Raw genomic sequence first — 19,516 nt, 5'->3', positions numbered from 1 at the left:
ATCAGATTAAAGAGGAAATACGAGCTCAGCGATTTACCCTCTTTTTCCTCCTTATTTTGGCGTAGACTTCATCATGTTCCCCGCACTCGGAGCAGTACGATCTAGTCAATCTACTGCGCTCCGTGTGCAATCAACCTGTTCTACTCTATCCGAACCGTTTACGAGGGCTTCATGAGCACATCGCTACCTTGCAAAGAGATCACTAAAATCGTTGCCTCAGATCTGGATGGCACTTTACTCGCACCAAACCACCAGCTAAGCGCTTACTCGAAAGAGACGCTCAAAGCGCTGCATGAACAAGGCTACACATTTGTCTTTGCAACGGGTCGCCACCACGTAGACGTCGCAAGCATTCGTCGCACGGTAGGTATTCCGGCTTATATGATTACTTCGAACGGAGCACGTGTGCACGACCAGAATGATCAAGAGATGTACAGCCAGAACGTACCTGAAGATTTGGTTCAACCAGTGATCGACACGATCAAAACGGATCCTGAAATACTTATCCACATGTATCAAAACGACGACTGGTTGTTGAACAAAGATGACGATGAGTTACGCGAATTCCATGAAGAGTTCACTTATAAGTTGTACGATCAAGACAACGCACCAACTGATGGCATTGCGAAAATCTTCTTCACTCACCCAACAAAAGATCACGACCATCTTGTGACCTTCGAAACTAAGTTACGTGAGCAATTTGGCGATCGACTAAACATCGCATTCTCAACACCTTGGTGTTTGGAAGTGATGAGCGCTGGTGTGTCTAAAGGTGATGCGTTGAAGGCAGTTGCGGAGTCTATTGGGCTAACATTGGAAAACACCATCGCCTTTGGTGATGGCATGAACGACGTAGAAATGCTATCTATGGCGGGTAAAGGATTGGTGATGGGCACATCTCACGAGAAAGTGATGAAAGCACTACCAAACAATGAAGTAATCGGCAGCAACGTCGACGATGCGGTTGCACACTACCTACAAGATCATCTGCTATAACCTGTATTGGCTATCAACAACAGGTTATCGGCAAAATCACAAAGGGCTGCACTATGCAGCCCTTTTCTTTTATCGCTGACTCGGCAACTTCTCTTTGCCGAGGATTGCTTGCCACTCTTCTTCGCTCACAGGCATGATCGATAAGCGATTGCCGCGTTTCACCAATGGCATGTTTTCTAGTTCTGGCATCGCCTTCATGACCGACAACGGAATCAAGCGTTCAGTCTTACGCACAAACTCAATATCCACCATAATCCAACGCGGATTTTCTGGGTCGGATTTCGGGTCGTAATAATCGCTCTCAAGGTCAAACTGGAAGTGATCGGGATACGCTTCACGGGTCACTTTGGCAATACCAGCCACACCCACGTTCTTGCAAGAGGAATGGTAAATCAGCACCAAATCACCCAATTTGACTTGGTCACGCATCATATTACGCGCCTGATAATTACGAACTCCCTCCCAACATGAAACCTTTTGGGTTCGAAGCGTGTCAATAGAAAAGGTATCTGGTTCTGTTTTAAATAACCAATATGCCATAATGCCATCCGATGCAGATTAAGTAATGAGGAAGATATAACATGAAGGCTTTGAAAAACCCAGTGGCATTAGCCACACTGCTGGTCCTGCAAGCATGTAGCATGCAACCGCAGCAGTCCGATGCAGACACCCCAACCACTCCGCCTGCATCCTTAGATAAGCCGGAAACCATCTTACCTCAAACCTTTATGCTGCGTGGTGAAGTAGTGATTGGGCATGAAAGCCAGTACATCACACCTTGTGGCAGCGACAAACAATACTGGCTGCAACTGTCACCGCAACAAATCCAACGTGCAGTAGCCATCACCAATGAACCTTATCAAACCATGTATGGTGAAGTGATTGGTCATCTCAACCCGCCGGGCATCGACGGTTTCTCTGCAGATTTCGATGCTAACTTTGTGGTTGAGCAGGTGAACTTCCTCACCACAGAAAATCCGCATCGCTGCAAACAAACCAGTAAACCCACTCGCGTATTTGGTAATGAACCTTCGTGGGCTGCCAACTTTGAAGGCAATACGCTCAAGTTCCAGCAAATGGGCAAGTCGACACAAACACTCGAGATTAAAAGCAGCAAACTGCAACCTCGTCAGCGTACTTACCAGTTGGATGACGGTGAACTGCGCATGACCGAGAACTTGTGTTCAGACACCATGAGCAACTCTCTCTACGGCTGGAAAGCAACACTAGAGCATGGCGATAAAACCTATCAAGGCTGTGGTATGACAGCCAACGTAGATTCAACATTAGAATGGGTGAACACTTACGTCGCGACGTCGACCCAGTCACAAGGCTTCGAAGTGCAAATGACACTCAACAGCGACCACAGTGCCATCACCAAATACAGCTATTCAGACGGACAACCGCCATTGATTGAACGCGGCTACTGGCAACAACTGAGCCCATCGCAAGTACAAGTATTGATGACTTACCACCAGCAACAACGCTTAATGACCGAGCGCCTATTTACTCGCGAAGGCAACCAGTTGAAAGCAGTCAAAGAGAAAGTGGGCAATTTGGTTTATCCCATTGCCGATGGCGGCTTAGTGCTATACCCAGCAACAGTGCGTAACTCAGGCATTGAGCAAGAAGCGCCTGAACGCGGTAGTGCGCCAATTGCAGCTGCGGACATTCCATCCAGTGCCGAATTTAATTCGAAAGTGGATGCGGCGGTACGTAACTACTTTTTCATTAATCAAACCAACCCAAGCAATAACCAATACCGTTGGCTGACCTATGATCTGAATGGCGATGGTGATGAAGAATTACTGGTGCAACTTGATTGGTGTGGCTCTGGCGGTTGTACTCTGCTGATATTCGAAAACCACGAGAAAGAGTGGCGTTTCAATAGCCGTATGACGCTAGTGCAAAGCCCAATTATGCTTGGTCAACAAACCTCACACGGTTGGCGTGACCTGATTTTCAATGTCAGCGGCGGTGGTGCAACACCGGGACAACACGTGATGCAATACACAGGCGTAAGTTACCCAATCAACCCAAGCTTGGCACCAAAAGCGAGCAAAGAACAAGTCAGCAGCGTGCGTCTGTTCTCAGATGGTATCAGCCCTGTTCGTGATGGAGTGCGCTTGTAATGGCGCAGCCTTGTCCACATTGTGGCTTCCAGTTCAACTGCATCTGTTCACTGCTGCCGAAGTTGAGCAGTGAACATACACTGATACTACTAATGCACCCCAATGAACTGACGCGCGATACCAACACTGGCAAACTGCTCGCCCAGTGCCAACTGAATGTCACTCAAGTCGTTTGGGATCGTAAAACGCCACCAGCGGAGCTATTAGAAACGTTAGCTAATCCAAGCCTGCTGCCAGTACTGCTATTCCCAAGTGAAGAAAGCCTAACGCTTGAACAAGTACAGCAACAAAGTACCGAGCAAAACAGACAACCGTTGTACATCATTCTTGATGCAACTTGGCAAGAGGCGCGCAAGATGATCAATAAAAGCCGTTGGCTAGAAGGCGTCACGATGATGGGCTTAACCACTCAAGCCGATTCCCAATATCAACTGCGTCGCAACCAGCAAGAAGGTAATCTATGTACCTTTGAAGTAGCTGCCCAATTGCTCGGACAACTTGGTGAAGAGCAAAACCAGCAACAGATGCTGAACTTCTTCGAGCAATACCCTCCTCGTTTCCAAGCTGAGAAAAGTGGTCACGAGTTCAATGCCTAACATTCTTAAGAATCAAAAAAACGCAGCTCTAACGCTGCGTTTTTTATTGAATGCTGTTTCACGTGAAACAAAACTTTGGAGCTCTTAAGCTCAATTAGAGCAAAGCCACATTAAAACAAGCGTGTCGGTTCACCCAAATAATAACCTTGCAGATAGTCCACCCCCATGTCCTGAGCAATGTCGCACACCTCTTTGTTGTGCACGAACTCCGCGACAGTCTTAGCGTTAAACACCTGACACAAACGCACCAACTGCGAGGCAATCTTGCGCTGCTTTTGGTCTTTGTCGATATAGCGAATCAAACTGCCATCGAGCTTAATCACTTCTGGCTCTAACTTGAGGATCTCATCAATATTGGAGTAACCCGAACCAAAATCATCCACAATGATGCGTGCACCTAGGCTTCTAAAGTGACTGCACACCTCAATCATTCGCCCGTAGTCTTTGATTTGCTCCGACTCCAAGACTTCTAAACCAATCCGTCTTGGGTCGTTCAGCTGAGTAATAGCATGTTCAAGCAACATCAAGGTTTTATCGCTGAGTAAATCCTGAGGTGACAAATTAATTGAGAAGTCGCCTTGTTTGTCCTTCATGTAATTCAATGTGGAACGGATCATGTGACGGCTCAAACGCGTGTACAAATGCGTATCAGAAATGATAGGTAAGAAACGCCCCGGCGCAATGATGCTGCCATCCTCTTCCATGATGCGCACCAAACACTCTTGGCTCGCGGGACGATGGTTGTAAGCGTGCACAATTGGCTGACTGTAGGTAATGATGTTCTGCTTGAGAATGGCGCGGCTCACACAGCTCAACCAACCCAACTGCTCTTTTCGCACATCTTCATTGACCTCAATGTCTTTGGCATTACAGATATGAGTATTACTTCGCACCCCAGCTCTTCGCGCTTCAATGCCTTTGAGGAGCAATTCATCCGGCGATGCAGTTGGAAAATCACGACGGCTAACTAAGCCACCGCACAATGAAATCGAAAGGTAATCAATGTCTCGTAAGCCACTTGGTTCAAAGTTGGTTTGCTCAACCGCATCAGCAAACCGAGTGAAGTGTTGCTTAATCATTTCACTGCTTCCGTCAGCTTTGAATAAGAACGCCCACTCACCGACACCAATGCTATAAAGTTGCAGCGCGGCAGGTTTACCAAGCCGTTTACGCAGGCGATTGCTAAAGTGCATCGACAAGTCTTTCAACAGTTGGTCGCCAACGCGATAGCCGTACTTTTCGTTGATATGGCTAAAGTTGAGCAGTTTGAGCGTTAGTAAATGTTCATCGACATCAATGCTGATCAAGCGCTCTTGCAGCGCAACGCGATTTTGTAATCCTGTGCGACTATCTCGGCGGAAGCTCTGTTCTAGCTTTTTCGCTTGACGATCGAGTTGATACCCCATATGAGCGTTCATGTTATTTAGATCGCCAATCGCATTGCGGATCAGGCTAAACAAGGGAGAGATAGAAGTGCTCACTTCTTGCTGTGGCATGTTAAGCGCAGTAACTTCATCCCCTTCACGCATCGCCAAGTAAGTCAGGCTATGGTGCAGAATTTCTTGTTGGTGATTCTCCCCGTACAACTCACCCATGCAGTAACTGCCCGACGTGTGGGAAATGTCCGTGAAGGCGCGAACTTCATCACTGCTATCAATAAAATCAAGTCGCGATGCGCAGTTATAAATCATCACGGCTTCAGGTTGATGCATGGAAAGCTCCACCACCCCATGGCGAACTTGCTCAAGCGTTAACGAAGGATGGTTGTAACAGAACTGAACTTCATCACCCAAACACCAAGGACGGTCGAAGCTCATGCTGCCGTCGGGATGGATTTCCGTCACGGCACACACCTCTTTTCGCCCAATGGATTCTCGATAAAGTGGGAAATTCAGCAGTTGATTGAGCGATAGGTCGTGCCCGTCAGCAAGGTAATGTTTGTACACTTCCAACGCTTTACGCTCGCCCAAGCGATACAAGCGCGTCCCTTTGGCGTGAGTAACCTTATGCGGCATACCAATCGGGTTCCACTCAGAATACGCGCTCGTCCATGTTTTCAAAGTATTGCTGTGCAAGGCAACCGCGACAACCGCTTCATCATAAACTTGGTCTTGATGCAGAACCCAACAACCGTCATCGATGGTTTGAGCCAAACCGCCAGAAACCTTCGGACCGTCGGCATCAAATACGCGATACACCGGATAATCACGGCGTTCGATTTGGACAGAAAAGCTAATAATGGCTTTGGAGTTATCTTGCAGTTGTAAAGCTTGCTTGAGATCGTAGCCATCGATATCTGGCGAGAAGGAATAATGCTGAACCGCAGACGTGAGCGTGGTTTGTTCAAACTCCATCACACACACTAAGCAGCCATGGTTGATGATCTCACCTTCCAAGATAACGTGACGGGTGCTGTGACCGATGATGTGCGTGTTGGGTAATCTTTCGAGTATTGCCCGAGCGAGCGAGGCAGCGGAATCGCGTGATTGGGTGGATAGGAGTTGCACCAGATAACGTTTATCTGCACAACACTGAGAAGTGACTAAAAAGTCATTAAGCTGATCCACATTTTGAACCAGTTGAGAGAATGCTCGCATTTACCCTACCACTGCCGTCATCAAGCCACACCACATGAAAGTGGTTTTATTATTTTACTTTGATGAGAGTAATTTACGTGGCTTTAGACGGCTTTTCTAGAGTCAGAATGAAGATTGAATGGATTAATGCGAAAGTGATTACAAAAGCGCGAGTAACGACTGCAAGTTATTGATTTCAATGTCAGGTAACGTTCGCGTTTTTGCCTGAGTAATGACATTTTTATTCATGTCATTAAACCAGCATGCGGCAAAACTCGCGAGTTTTGCACCTTGAACATCCGTCACCAGATGATCGCCGACATGAAGAATGTGCTCACTAGGCAAATCCAGAAACTGCTGCGCTTTGGTGAACATATCCGGCGCAGGTTTCGCGCAGCCATCCGGTCCTGCTTTCAGCACTTGCTGGAAATAAGGCGTAAGACCAATTCGATCTAAATCCACATTACCGTTAGTGATTGCTACCAGCGGGATTTCTTGCCCGAGTTCAGCAAGTACATAGAGGCTTTGCTGTGGTACTTCAAAACGGTTACGCCAGTCTAAAGCAACCTCGACTGCGGCTTGCGCAGCAGTATGCGCCGCTTCGTTATCGTATCCAACTTGAGAGAAGGCTTGCTTAAGTTGTACTAAGCGCCACAAAGTGACGTCACTCTTCAGCTCAGGTTGTTGCTGCACGACACGTTGCTTGAGTGCAAACCAATCGGCTTTATCCATGTGAGCGACCGCCGGATGATGGAGTTTAAGCCAAGACAACAACTCACGCTCCATACGAACTATCACTGGATAGTTATCATAGAGGGTGTCATCAAGGTCAAACGTCATCGCCTTTACAGGCGCAATACGGCGGTAGAATTTCATGAGATTCCTTGGTTAGTCCGACTTATCGTCGTTTCTCTTACGGGCTCTTGGATGCGCCTGATCATAAGCTTGCGCTAAATGTTGGAAATCCAAGTGGGTGTAGATTTGGGTAGTGGAAATGTTTTCGTGCCCCAATAGCTCTTGCACCGCACGCAAGTTGTTGCTCGATTCCAACATGTGCGTTGCAAACGAGTGACGCAGTTTGTGCGGGCTGATATGACTCGCTACCGACTGTTTCTGCCCCCACTCAGCCATACGCTTTTGCACACTGCGATGTGAGATTCGTGTACCCAGCTTAGAAACAAACAGTGCAGGTTCACCCGGCGCGGCTAGATCACCACGCACACGCAGCCACTTGCCAACCCATTCGGTTGCCATACCAGAGAATGGCACTTTACGTTCTTTATCGCCTTTACCAATCACTCGTAGTTCGCCACTGCGTAGCTGAACATCACGCACATCGACGCTCACCAGTTCTGCCAAACGCAGACCAGCGCCGTACATCAGCTCCATCATGGCACGATCGCGTACCGCTAACGGGTCGTCCTCGTTCACTTCGAGCAATTGGTTTACTTCATCCACATCGAGGTTCTTTGGTAGTGGACGTTTCTTACGTGGCGCCGAAACCCCTTTGGCTGGGTTAGCTGACATTTCTCCACGTAGGATCAGGAAATCGAAAAAGCTGCGTAGAGAAGATAAGCGCGTCGCTAAGCTGCTGGCTTTCATGCCTTCACGCATGCCTTTACCTGCCAATTGACGAACCCAACCAGCATCGACTTGAGACCAATCTTTCAACCCCATCTCAGCCAAGTGGTGAGCCATGGTTTCCAATTGTTGTTTGTAGTTGCGTTGGGTGTGCAGGCTAAGCCCCTTTTCGCTTCGCAGGAATTCGTAGAAGCGTTCAAGAGGCTTTTGAAGACTATTTGGCAGAGGAGTGTTGGGAGTTGTCGTCATCGTGACTTTGCCATACCAATGTTTGAGCGAGATGTGCCACTACTAAGGATAGGTGACGCAAAAACAAGGTATCCATATCTGGTTGGAAATGACCGCCATCTTCGCTAGAAAACGCCAGTACGCCAAGCGTCTGCTTTTTCACAAGCGGTAACACCACATAGGAACCCATTTCTGGAACGTCCATACCTCCAAACAACGCTTCGCGATCCACTTTACGCAGACGACCTAAGTACGCCTCTTTGCCGTTTAAGTGGTTGGTAGCAAAACGTTGGTAGCTTTCCTTACTCAATTGAGTCGCAGCATCACACTGGCTCAATAGACGCACATACGCCTTCAAGCCAAGGTCTTTGGCTTTCAGTTCAATGGCGTTGATGACTTGCTTAAAGTCGTCGCACTTAAGGATTTGTCCTTGCAGATCCATGAACTCGTAGAAGGTGCGATCATTGTTCGCCGCTAAAGACATCAGTGTGGTGATCTCTTCTTCTAGCTCTTCAATTCGTTGACGTTGGCGGTTCATTTGAATGTGAACTAACGAAACCGTGCCTAAATCTGCATGAGGCATAGAAAGGCGATCAACCAATTCTGGGCGTTGAACGAAGAAGTCAGGATGGTCTTTTAAATACTGAGCAATGACTTCCGCGGTCAGCGCATCCGCTTCTACTTCTGGGATTTGGTTTTCTTGTTCTTCAACTAGCACGACAATTGACCATCAAATACGTGAGTTGCTGGACCGGTCATAAACAATGGTTTGCCTGGACCTTGCCAAGATATGCGTAGGTCACCACCAGGAAGTGAAACTTTCACGTTTTCATCCAATAGACCTTGCAGGATGCCCACCGCAACTGCGCCACAGGCACCGCTGCCGCAAGCTTGTGTTTCACCCGCACCACGCTCATACACGCGTAGGCGGATGTGATTGCGATTCACAACTTGCATAAAGCCCGCGTTCACACGCTCAGGGAAGCGTTCGTGTGATTCTAATAGCGGTCCGAGTGTTTCCACTTCTGAAGTATCCACATCGTCGACCACAGTCACCACGTGCGGGTTACCCATGCTCACTGCGCCACAGAACAGGGTCTTATCGCCTGCACGCATGATGTAGGTTTTCTCTTTCTGCTTCGCTTTGAAAGGGATCTTGTTCGGCTCGAATTCAGGTACGCCCATGTTCACCGTGACTTCACCATCATCTTCAACATCAAGAATCATCTTACCTTTCTTGGTGCTAACGCTGATGCTGTACTTATTAGTCAAACCTTTCAAACGGACGAAACGCGCGAAACAGCGAGCGCCATTACCACACTGCTCAACTTCACTACCATCGGCATTAAAAATGCGGTAGTGGAAATCGGTTTCTGGATCATAAGGCGCTTCAACCACGAGCAATTGGTCAAAACCGACGCCCGTGTGACGATCCGCCAAACGACGGATCAAATCTTGCGAGAAAAACACGTTCTGGGTAATGCAGTCGACGACCATAAAGTCGTTGCCCAAACCGTGCATTTTGGAAAAGTGGAAATGCATTTGTTGTGTGTTACTCCGGTAGAATCTGTTCCAGCTGCCACAAACTGGTCAGCTCCTCACGCTGGCGAACAAGGTGGCTTTGGTTGCCATCCACCATCACTTCCGCCGCTCGGGTACGAGTATTGTAGTTCGAAGACATCACAAAACCATAGGCGCCAGCAGAGCGAACCGCGAGTAGATCACCTTCTTGCAGCACTAGTGCTCGATCTTTGCCCAAGAAATCGCCCGTTTCACAGATAGGCCCGACTAAGTCGTAAGTCTGTGCTTCACCTTCGCGTGGTGAAACTGGAACAATATCTTGCCATGCTTGATACAGCGCAGGACGCATTAAGTCGTTCATCGCCGCATCGATAATCGCAAAGTTTTTGTGCTCAGTGTGTTTTAGGAATTCCACACGCGTCAACAAGATACCAGCGTTAGCTGCAATTGCACGACCTGGTTCGAAAATCAATTCAAGATCTTGATGGTTCTCAAGACGACCTAACAGTGCTTTCGCGTAATCAGAAGGCTGTGGTGGCAATTCATCACGATATACCACACCCAGACCACCACCAACGTCCAGATGACGGATGTTGATGCCTTGTGCTTTCAGATCATCAATCAGAGCCAAGAGGCGATCTGTCGCGTCGATGAACGGTTCAATCTCAGTCAACTGAGAACCAATGTGGCAGTCGATACCTTGCACGTTGAGATTTGGTAGGCTCTGAGCAAATTTATATACTGCCGGAGCACGGTCAAAAGCGATACCAAACTTGTTGTCGCGCAGACCAGTCGAGATATAAGGGTGTGTTTTTGCGTCTACGTCAGGGTTAATTCGTAGAGAAATCGGTGCAACCACACCTAACTCACCTGCGACTTTGTTCAAGCGCTCAAGTTCAGGTTCTGATTCCACGTTGAAGCATTTGATGCCCAGCTCCAGTGCGCGTTTCATCTCTGCTGGCGTTTTACCAACACCCGAGAACACTACCTTCTTCGCATCACCGCCAGCCGCGATAACGCGTTCAAGCTCACCACCCGATACAATATCGAAACCTGACCCCAAACGAGCCAGTGCATTCAATACGCCAAGATTAGAGTTTGCTTTTACTGCGTAACAAACAAGATGAGGATGCTGACCCACAGCGCTATCAAACGCATTCCAATGGCGCTCTAACGTCGCGCGTGAGTAAACATAAAGAGGAGTGCCATGTTGCTCGGCGAGAGCTTGGAGTGAGACGTCTTCGGCCCAAAGCTGGCCATCATCCTGATAGTTGAAGTAATCCAAAATTTGCTTCCCTTAATTAATTCGACTGCTAAACCCTGTTTTCACCCGAAGGTGTGGCTGATTATTGTGACTGCTCGTTTTGTTGAGCATCATCTGGGATATAAAGTGAACCTGATTGACCACAACCAGCAAGGGTCGCTGCAACCATCACAAACAACACCGTAAGTAATTTTTTCATTTTGCATATCGTGATTATTAAACCAATGCCCCCTATAATCGCACCACACTCAGGAAAAGCAATAGGATAGACGGATGAACGATACTGAATTTCATCAACTGGTGGATGCGCAGATGCAACTCATCGAAGAATCCATCGATGATTCAGGTGCAGACATTGATTACGAAGTCACTGGCAACGTAATGACATTAGAGTTTGAAGACCGCAGCCAAATCATCATTAACCGCCAAGAGCCAATGCATGAGATCTGGTTAGCATCGAAGTCTGGTGGCTTCCACTTCAAGCTAGTCGATAACAAATGGACTTGCTCTAAAACGGGCATGGAACTGTTTGCAATGGTGAAAGAAGAATGTGAAAAACACGCTGGTGAAACGATCGATTGGGCATAAGCCAAATGGGTCTTCGTGGCGACCAGTCACCTAAACGACAAAAGAGCACCAAGGTGCTCTTTTTTGTTGTTCGTTTTACGCATTTACCGCTTTGGTTGGGCGAGTCGGCGTACAGCCATCATTGCGGTAAGGGATAATGTAGGTATTCCCTTCTTCCGGATGAATAATTTGGTAGTACTGCGGCAAGTTAAAGTTAATAAACTTCGACGATACACGACTGTCGTCTTTCACTGAGGTGTAGAAGCTGTTCACTGACGCAATCATTTCATCTTTAGAGCCACTGAATTGATGGTAAACCTCAACTTGGTTTGACTCATCCAATACATAGATATTGAAACCATCGTCAGTATCTTCAAAGAAGAACTGCACCAAACCTTCACTGGCAAAGCCATCCACTACTTCTGGTAGTTGGTACTCTTGTTCACGATCCAGCATCAACAGCGGTGAACCTTTCAGCTTGTTGGTTGAAATGCTGCGGTAGAAATCGACCGAGTTTTCTAGCTTCTGAACCGATACACCACGACGCTCAAAGAACAGACCGTAAGTTTGGTTAGCGAGACGCATGGCTTTAAAGCGACGGCGTTTCTCTTGCTCAACCGGCTTCAAACGTAAGTCGATACACTCTGCCAATAGCTGATACACCATATTGCGCATCACGCCACGCATGTTCTTCGCGTAGCAGAATACATCCACCGACTCTGGCGGAATCGCATCTTGGTGCATTTTGCCAAGAATGGTCTTCAATGCATCCAACATCGCGGTTTCACCTTTGAAGTGCAGGGTACGCACTTCGTGCCATGAGTTGCGATAAACCAAATCGACACTGCCGACCAAGTTAATTTGCTCAGGGCCAAAGCTGAAGATATCGGTGTTTTTCACATCCACTTTGAGTGAGCGACCAGACAACTCTGCCGTCGGGTCATTTTCAAAGTTGATGAACATCGCCATCTGACTAATTTCACACGGGCTACCCAGCGCTTGCATGGTTGGGCGACGTTTACGTAACGAGAAGGTGTTACGTAGGTCACTCACCATTTGGTAGAACTTATCGATGTCTAACTGCGCCTCACGAACAACGGCATGCAGGCGAGTAGATTCCGTAATCAAACCGTTGAAGAACGCCCAAGAAACCAACTTACTCAAGTACTCATGATGCTCAAGACAAGGCTGACCAAGAATGCGGTGCGCAATCAGTGGTTGCTTGTACAAGTACCAACCTGATTTGTTCACCCCACCCTCTTTTACTTCAATGAAGCTCAAGTCGGGTTCGTGCAAATCTGGCGAGATCTGAGGGTTAAGCAAAGTAACTTTACCCGGCAGCACTTCGAATGCCGCGTACAGCTTACGAGCAAGAATACTGATGTCTTGCGGGCTGATCGCTGAAGTAATGTCGTTACGACGCGCAAACTGAATCAAGTTACGGTAGCTTTGCATCAAAGCATCCAACAGAGCATGGTGCACCACTTTCACTTGTTCTACTTTCCAGTTACGGCGATCGTCGAGCTCTGCCAATACCACTTCATCCCAATCCCATTTCGCAATCATGTCGCTCAAGGCTTCACGACGCCAAGCTACAGAGCCTACATCAGGTTCACGAGACAGTTTTTCATGGGTTTTAAGGTAGAAACAGCGACGAACTAAATCCAAACGTGTGTCGTCTTGGATTCGCTCTAGGTAACGCGTTACTTTCTCTAGCATCAAGTAGTACGCATCCATGCCGTACAAGTCAGGCTCGTGGGCAAAGAAGCGACGTTTGGTGTCGATACTGAGAAGTTGTGTGTGCGGGTATTCCCACGAGTAAGCTTCAAGCAAGATCGCTTTCAACACGGACTTGTAAGGGGAATCGATACTCTTGTACAGCTGCCACAAGTTCGAACCGAAGTACTCTTCAGCAGGAATGCGGTTAAGCTGACCAAAATTGATCCACTCATCACAGTTGATGTAACCATCTTTACAAAGCTGTGCAACGTACTCGTCGTAACACTCTTCCATTTCTGGTGGCACGATTTGCCACAACAAACGCTGTCCTGCCAGACGAACCGCAGAACGGTAAAATTCATCCAGCAGTAATAGATGCTGAGAAGAACCACAGTTATCGCCGGTCATCTCTTCAGAACGGTTGCTACGAAAACGCTCTTCATCCATTAAGAAGAAGTTCGCTTCTACACCTTGGCTTTGTGCCCAATCGGTGATCAGCAAGCATTTGTTGGTCAGCAGCTCACGTTGGTCGTTATCCATCTCCGGTGAGATACACACCCAAATATCCAAATCACTTGAAGTACTTTGACCAATAGAAGAGGTACTGCCCATGGTGTACAAACCTAAGATCGCAGGTTGTTCTGCCGTCTTAAGCGGTTGACCGATTGTCAGTTGGGTATCATCAAGGAATTGCTGTTGGAGATCGTTCAGCTCTAGACCAAACACACCATAAGGGACGTCTGCATCGTAGTAGCCGGGAATAACAGGATGGTTGTAGTTCAACAAGGCAGGAATCAAGTGGAAGACTTGCTGGCTTTGCGAATCCATAAGCGCCAGCGCACGGTCGATCCGTTGCTGGTTCAGGTTATCTAATCGCTGAATAAGTTTTTGGGTGTAAGCCTGCAAGGGAAGTTCCTTGGTTGAACAATCACGAAAATCTGCTGATGTTTTAAACCAAAATGGTGTAAAAACGTGATCAATTTAACACTTTCATCAGGGTTGGTAAAGATTTCCACCCGCAAATAGTTGTGGTCTGAAAACCCCACACTAGTCGCAAAAATCGATAGCGCAGTAGTGTCGCTTGTATTCACCTATAACTAATAATAGTCCTTAGCCTAAATGAGAATCCAGTCACACTATTTTCATAACGTCATGTAATTCGATTCATGACACCAAGAGAAGCCTAACTAACATTAAGACTTTCACGCGTTGAGTGGTAGGATTAGGCAAAACTAAAACAGCATTGAGAAGACCATGACACAATCTACGCCAATTCGCATTGCAACTCGAAAAAGCCCTCTTGCCCTATGGCAAGCTCACTATGTAAAAGACGCACTTCAAGCCGCTCATCCAGGTCTGGAAGTTGAGCTGGTTACTATGGTGACCAAAGGCGACATCATTTTGGATACGCCGCTAGCAAAAGTCGGTGGTAAAGGCTTGTTTGTGAAAGAGCTAGAAGTGGCAATGCTTGAAGGTCGTGCGGACCTTGCGGTGCACTCAATGAAAGATGTACCAGTAGACTTCCCTGAAGGTCTTGGCTTGGTGACGATTTGTGAGCGTGAAGACCCACGTGATGCATTCGTTTCTAACACTTACAACAACATTGATGAGCTGCCACAAGGCGCAGTTGTAGGTACTTGTAGCCTGCGTCGTCAGTGTCAGTTAAAAGAATACCGCCCAGACCTAGTTATCAAAGAGCTGCGTGGCAACGTAGGTACTCGTCTAGGTAAGCTAGATGCAGGTGAATACGACGCGATCATTCTTGCTGCTGCAGGTCTGAAACGCCTTGAGCTAGAAGAGCGCATCCGTAGCTTTATCGAGCCAGAGCAATCACTACCAGCAGTAGGTCAAGGCGCGGTGGGTATTGAGTGCCGTGTGGATGACGAGCGTCTACTTAAGCTGCTTGAGCCACTAAACCATCAAGATACGGCAGATCGCGTACGCTGTGAGCGCGCGATGAACCTCACCCTTGAAGGCGGCTGTCAGGTGCCAATCGGTAGCTACTCACTACTTGATGGTGACAGCATTTGGCTACGCGCACTGGTTGGTGAACCAGACGGCAGCCTAATTGTGCGTGGTGAAATTCGTGGTCACCGCAACGATGCCGAAGCACTCGGTGTTCAACTGGCTAACGAGCTACTTGAAAACGGTGCGCGCGACATCCTAACTAAACTGTACGCAGACCACGAATAATCATGGCAGTGTTGGTCACTCGTCCGGGAGAGCAAGGCATGGCGCTTTGCTCTCTGCTCGAAAGGCACGGCAAAACTGCAATTCATCACCCTCTGATCGACATCGTCGCCGATCTCAGCGACACACAGCTCTCCAAATACATTGAAACCGCTCAAATCATCATTGCTGTTAGCCAACATGCGGTGCAATGCGCAGAGCAAATCTTGCAGAACCACGCTAAATCATGGTCTAAGCAGGCTATATACCTTGCCGTTGGTCAAAAAACAGCACACTATTTGAGCAAATGTACCCAACAAAAAGTACACTATCCACAAGTCAGTGATAGTGAGCACTTGTTGCAGCTACCCGAGCTAAACAATGTAGAAAAACAAACAGTTCTGATCCTCCGTGGCAACGGCGGTAGAGAGCTGATAAAAGATGCATTGGTGAGACGTGGAGCAAAAGTTCACTATAGTGAGACTTATAAGAGAGAATTTATCCCATTCGATCCAGTAAGCTGTGTCTCACTATGGAAAACCCAACAAATCGACCAGATTATTGTCACCAGTGGTGAACAACTGGATTATTTGTGCAGCCAATTGACGTCAGAGCAATTGACCTGGCTTAATCAACAAGAGTTGTATATCCCCAGTCAGCGAATCGCTGACATCGCAATTCAACGGGGCTTCACTCAGGTCAGGTGCACAGGAAGCGCATCCAACCAAGAATTACTGGCTGCTCTCCAGCCCTAGCTACACAGGATATAGGCATGACAAGTAAAAATAACGACCAAAAGAATAACGATAAAAACCTTTCCGAAGAAACCACATCGGCACCGCTAGCTGAAAAAGACACGCCTAAGAAGGAATCTGAACCAAGCAAGGCAAAATCAAAGCCTGCTGAGCCAAGCAAACCAGCAGAACCAAACAAAGTTGAATTTGAAGAGAAGCAAGGCAAACGCGGCGTCAAGCTGGGTACTGTCGCTATCGTCTTATCACTGATTTTTGGTGGCGGTCTCACTTACAAAATGCTTGAGCAGCAATCTGAATACCAAACTCAGATCGCTCAGCTGCAAAGCCAACTGGCGCAAGCTCAATCAGCAATGAAGCAAGAGCTTAGCCAAGTAAAAGAAGAAACCATTGAAAAAGCGACCACAGTCACTCACAAAGCAGAAGTGGTACTGGGTCAGCAACAAAAGAGCATCGAAAGCCTGCAACTGGCAGTCGCTGATGTGAAAGGTCGTCGTCCAAACGACTGGTTACTGGCAGAAGCTGACTACCTAGTAAAACTGGCAGGTCGTAAATTGTTCTTAGAGCACGATGTAGAAAGTGCTACTCAATTGATGGAAAGCGCGGATCAACGTATCGCAGCGCTGAACGACCCAAGCTTGGTCGGTCTGCGTAAAGCCATGGCAAACGACATTACTAAGCTGCGTGTTGTTCCTTTAGTAGACCGTGATGGCTTGGTATTGCGCCTCACTGCACTACAACAGCAAGTAGACAAACTGCCACTTGCGAATGCTTTACTACCTGAAGCAGCTGCGGTAGAGAAACAACAAGTGTCTGAAGACATTGCAAACTGGCAAGATAACCTGATGACGTCATTGAAAGACTTCTCAGAAAACTTCATCACCTTCCGCACTCGTGACGGCAACGTAATCCCTCTATTGTCACCACAACAACACTTCTACTTGAAAGAGAACATCAAAGCGAAGTTAGAGACGGCAATTAAAGCGGTTTACCAAGAGCAAGGTGAAATCTACGCCACCTCTTTGGAAACGGCAGACAAGTGGGCAATGGCATTCTTCAACCAAGACGACAACTCGGTGAAAGAATTCAACAAAACACTGAGTCAACTGAGCAAGCAAGACATTCAAGTTGAATACCCTGCGAAGCTAGAAAGCCAAAACCAACTCTCTGACGTGATTCGTGAACGCCTACGTCGTGAAGTGACCACAATGACAGGTACGGAGGATAAGTAATGGTTCGTCTTATTTTCCTATTTGTTGTTCTTGGTGCCGGTCTGTTCGTTGGCACTCAATTCTCAGGTCAGCAAGGTTATGTCCTAATCTCAATTGCTAACAAAACCATTGAGATGAGTGTAACCACTCTAGTGATCTTCGTGATTGCGGCCTTAGCGGCACTGTTCTTCCTAGAATACGTGGTCAAGAAAGTGGTTTACGCAAGCTCAAGCACATGGAATTACTTTAGCGTGCGCAAAATGCGTCGCTCTCGTCGCTACACCAACGAAGGCATCATCAAGCTACTTGAAGGTGACTGGAAAGGCGCAGAGAAGAAAGTAACACGCTGGGCAAACCACCACGATATGCCTCTTCTGTGTTACTTAGTGGCTTCAGAAGCAGCACAAGGTCAAGGTGACAAAGCGAAGCGTGACCAGTATCTAGAACTGGCAGGCCAGCAAGAAAACGCGCACCTAGCAGTAGAACTGACTCGTGCAAAACAGTTTATTCGTGATAACGAATTCGAGTCTGCATTCGATACACTGCAAGCGCTGAAAGGTCAGTACGCGAATAACTCGATTGTTCTTAACCTGCTAAAAACCACTTACATGCAGCTTAAGCTATGGCAACCGCTGATCGATCTGATGCCTCAGCTAAGCAAAGCAAAACTGGTAACGGAAGAGGAGCAAGCGGAACTGATTCAGCAAGCACAATGCGGCTTGCTACACGAAGTGGCTCAGCAGCAAGGCAGTGAAGGTCTTATCTCACACTGGAACGGGCTGCCACGTAAGGTAAAACAAGACGCTCATTTGATCGGCTGTTTTGCTCACGAGCTCATCTCACGTAAAGCAGATAACGAGGCATTCACAGTAATCAAAGAAGCACTGAAGAAGAGCCCAACACCAGAGCTGTACCAGTTACTGCCAGAGCTAAACTTACCGGATAGCCACCCAGTCATCGTATTCTTGGAAGGTGTCTTGAAGCGTGAACCAGAAAACGCAGCGGCGCAAAGTGCATTAGCGCACTTCTTCTTCCGCCAAGAAAAATGGCAAGAAGCACAAGAGCACTTCGAGGTTGCGCTAAAACTTCGTTCAGACGTTTCTGACTATGCTTACCTAGCAGACACACTAGAGAAGCAAAACCTAACAAAAGCGGCTCACGAGGTCTCTCGTAAAGCCTTAACGCTAGTTCAAAACAACTAAGCGATTCAGAAAGTAGAAAGCCGACAGTTTACTGTCGGCTTTTTTATTGCCAGTAACTCTTCACGTCCCTTTATCGCTCCAACTAACTCTCCAAAATTTGTGCTCCTCTGCTGGCTACTCTTCATTAGAGGCAATCATCAAAGCTTCTGTCGTTCATTCCAAGCTGCTCTTCTTCGTGTCATTAAGAAGCACGTGAAGCAATCGCGATCACTTTCTGCAAGACATAGCGATTGTCTTTAAATGGTTAGGAGGGAAAACCTCCTTCAGAGCACAGTAAAGCGTAGTGATGGCCAAAGAAGTAACTAGGAGTAATGTTATGCACTTATTCGATGTGAAAGCCCCATACAGCGCTTGGGTAGCGTTTGTTAATAAAAGATAAAGCAAAGCGACAGCAAGTATCAGAAGGTGCTCAGAAGCTCTAATACACATGAATGCTACAGTGAGTAGAAACGCTCTTTTGTTAAAAGAAACACTGCTTCGATATAGAGAGGAATAATAAGGGGAAAGCTCAATCACTTTCGCTAGAGGGCAGTTTCTATAACCCTACAAGGCAAAGAAAGTAGAAAGCCTCAAGGTACGGCTAAACGCTGGGCAGCTTATTGAGTGGAGAGCAGAAGCGCTAGTTTGGAACTGCACTCGGTTAGGAAGTCACTTCATTTATTTGCCAGCACTAGAAACGACGAAAGCCCATTGGTTTCTCAACAGGCTTTCTTTGTAGTGACTGAGTTCGAGGACGACTAATCCTAAGTCGCGACTGACTTGGGACTTGATACAAATCCCGTCTAATTCTCAAACATCAGAAATGAAAAAAGCCTCGCTATTTCTAGCGAGGCTTCTTAATAGTGGCGGAGAGATAGGGATTTGAACCCTAGATACGCTATTAACGTATGCCGGTTTTCAAGACCGGTGCTTTCAACCACTCAGCCATCTCTCCACAAATTGTCATCAACAGATTAGTACACTGATGATGTTGTTACTTGTTTATACAGGTAACGATATTTA

Annotated in this window: 17 protein-coding genes and 1 tRNA gene; 8 read left to right on the top strand and 10 right to left on the bottom strand. The window is 47.3% G+C overall.

Going from position 1 to position 19,516, the window contains the following annotated elements:
* Positions 1-171: 171 nt before the first annotated feature.
* A complete protein-coding gene (locus OH463_RS24660; protein ID WP_269992976.1) occupies positions 172-996 on the top strand; it encodes a Cof-type HAD-IIB family hydrolase in 825 nt (274 codons plus the stop codon).
* Between the two features lie 69 nt (positions 997-1,065).
* Here OH463_RS24660 and OH463_RS24655 read toward each other — a convergent pair whose 3' ends face one another.
* Complete coding sequence (locus tag OH463_RS24655; RefSeq protein WP_005452022.1) at positions 1,066-1,536, bottom strand: EVE domain-containing protein; 471 nt, start codon at positions 1,534-1,536, stop codon at positions 1,066-1,068.
* A gap of 41 nt (positions 1,537-1,577) precedes the next feature.
* Between OH463_RS24655 and OH463_RS24650 the strand changes: the two genes are divergently transcribed.
* Positions 1,578-3,128: a COG3650 family protein gene (locus OH463_RS24650; protein WP_269992974.1), complete on the top strand. Its 1,551-nt coding sequence runs from the start codon at positions 1,578-1,580 to the stop codon at positions 3,126-3,128.
* Positions 3,128-3,724: a tRNA-uridine aminocarboxypropyltransferase gene (locus OH463_RS24645; RefSeq protein ID WP_269992973.1), complete on the top strand. Its 597-nt coding sequence runs from the start codon at positions 3,128-3,130 to the stop codon at positions 3,722-3,724. Before OH463_RS24650 ends, OH463_RS24645 begins: the two co-directional genes overlap by 1 nt.
* A gap of 110 nt (positions 3,725-3,834) precedes the next feature.
* Here OH463_RS24645 and OH463_RS24640 read toward each other — a convergent pair whose 3' ends face one another.
* The 7 genes from OH463_RS24640 to lptM all read right to left on the bottom strand — a co-directional run bounded on the left by OH463_RS24640 (position 3,835) and on the right by lptM (position 11,093).
* Positions 3,835-6,321 (bottom strand): bifunctional diguanylate cyclase/phosphodiesterase, encoded by a 2,487-nt coding sequence (locus OH463_RS24640; protein ID WP_009695949.1) that lies wholly within the window; start codon positions 6,319-6,321, stop codon positions 3,835-3,837.
* Positions 6,322-6,459: 138 nt separating this feature from the next.
* Complete coding sequence (gene yigB / locus OH463_RS24635; protein WP_049538430.1) at positions 6,460-7,176, bottom strand: 5-amino-6-(5-phospho-D-ribitylamino)uracil phosphatase YigB; 717 nt, start codon at positions 7,174-7,176, stop codon at positions 6,460-6,462.
* A 12-nt stretch (positions 7,177-7,188) separates the two neighbouring features.
* Complete coding sequence (gene xerC, locus OH463_RS24630) at positions 7,189-8,130, bottom strand: tyrosine recombinase XerC (protein ID WP_005430404.1); 942 nt, start codon at positions 8,128-8,130, stop codon at positions 7,189-7,191.
* On the bottom strand, positions 8,096-8,800 hold the full coding sequence (locus OH463_RS24625; protein WP_155414570.1) for a DUF484 family protein: 705 nt from the start codon (positions 8,798-8,800) through the stop codon (positions 8,096-8,098). The genes xerC and OH463_RS24625 overlap by 35 nt, the downstream gene beginning before the upstream one ends.
* 20 nt (positions 8,801-8,820) lie before the next feature.
* Positions 8,821-9,651 carry a diaminopimelate epimerase gene (gene dapF, locus OH463_RS24620; protein ID WP_049538426.1) on the bottom strand — a complete coding sequence of 277 codons (831 nt, stop codon included), beginning with the start codon at positions 9,649-9,651 and terminating at the stop codon, positions 8,821-8,823.
* Between the two features lie 10 nt (positions 9,652-9,661).
* Positions 9,662-10,915, bottom strand: a complete 1,254-nt coding sequence (gene lysA / locus OH463_RS24615) for a diaminopimelate decarboxylase (RefSeq protein WP_005452029.1) — start codon at positions 10,913-10,915, stop codon at positions 9,662-9,664.
* A gap of 61 nt (positions 10,916-10,976) precedes the next feature.
* Positions 10,977-11,093 carry an LPS translocon maturation chaperone LptM gene (gene lptM, locus OH463_RS26340; protein ID WP_005533626.1) on the bottom strand — a complete coding sequence of 39 codons (117 nt, stop codon included), beginning with the start codon at positions 11,091-11,093 and terminating at the stop codon, positions 10,977-10,979.
* Between the two features lie 74 nt (positions 11,094-11,167).
* Here lptM and cyaY point away from each other — a divergent pair, with 74 nt between their 5' ends.
* Positions 11,168-11,482 carry an iron donor protein CyaY gene (cyaY, locus tag OH463_RS24605; RefSeq protein WP_005430390.1) on the top strand — a complete coding sequence of 105 codons (315 nt, stop codon included), beginning with the start codon at positions 11,168-11,170 and terminating at the stop codon, positions 11,480-11,482.
* A 75-nt stretch (positions 11,483-11,557) separates the two neighbouring features.
* On the opposite strand, the gene OH463_RS24600 is transcribed toward cyaY, so the two are convergent.
* Positions 11,558-14,086: a class I adenylate cyclase gene (locus OH463_RS24600; RefSeq protein WP_005452031.1), complete on the bottom strand. Its 2,529-nt coding sequence runs from the start codon at positions 14,084-14,086 to the stop codon at positions 11,558-11,560.
* A 348-nt stretch (positions 14,087-14,434) separates the two neighbouring features.
* On the opposite strand from OH463_RS24600, the gene hemC reads away from it, so the two are divergent.
* From hemC to OH463_RS24580, 4 genes are read left to right on the top strand one after another with little or no spacing between them, the layout of a single operon-like run.
* On the top strand, positions 14,435-15,373 hold the full coding sequence (hemC, locus tag OH463_RS24595; RefSeq protein WP_269992966.1) for a hydroxymethylbilane synthase: 939 nt from the start codon (positions 14,435-14,437) through the stop codon (positions 15,371-15,373).
* A gap of 2 nt (positions 15,374-15,375) precedes the next feature.
* Positions 15,376-16,104 carry a uroporphyrinogen-III synthase gene (locus OH463_RS24590; protein WP_009705176.1) on the top strand — a complete coding sequence of 243 codons (729 nt, stop codon included), beginning with the start codon at positions 15,376-15,378 and terminating at the stop codon, positions 16,102-16,104.
* 17 nt (positions 16,105-16,121) lie between these two features.
* The gene (locus OH463_RS24585) at positions 16,122-17,333 is read left to right on the top strand and encodes a uroporphyrinogen-III C-methyltransferase (RefSeq protein ID WP_269992963.1); all 1,212 of its coding nucleotides are present in this window, start codon (positions 16,122-16,124) and stop codon (positions 17,331-17,333) included.
* Positions 17,333-18,514, top strand: coding sequence for a heme biosynthesis protein HemY (locus OH463_RS24580; protein ID WP_269992961.1), 1,182 nt, complete (start codon positions 17,333-17,335; stop codon positions 18,512-18,514). Before OH463_RS24585 ends, OH463_RS24580 begins: the two co-directional genes overlap by 1 nt.
* A gap of 843 nt (positions 18,515-19,357) precedes the next feature.
* Here OH463_RS24580 and OH463_RS24575 read toward each other — a convergent pair.
* Positions 19,358-19,448 (bottom strand) — tRNA-Ser (locus tag OH463_RS24575).
* Between the last annotated feature and the right edge of the window lie 68 nt (positions 19,449-19,516).

Source organism: Vibrio sp. NFR, assembly GCF_027587095.1.
Lineage (GTDB): Bacteria > Pseudomonadota > Gammaproteobacteria > Enterobacterales > Vibrionaceae > Vibrio > Vibrio harveyi.
Note: the sequence above shows the minus strand (reverse complement) of the source record. Positions and strands in the feature narration are given on the sequence as shown.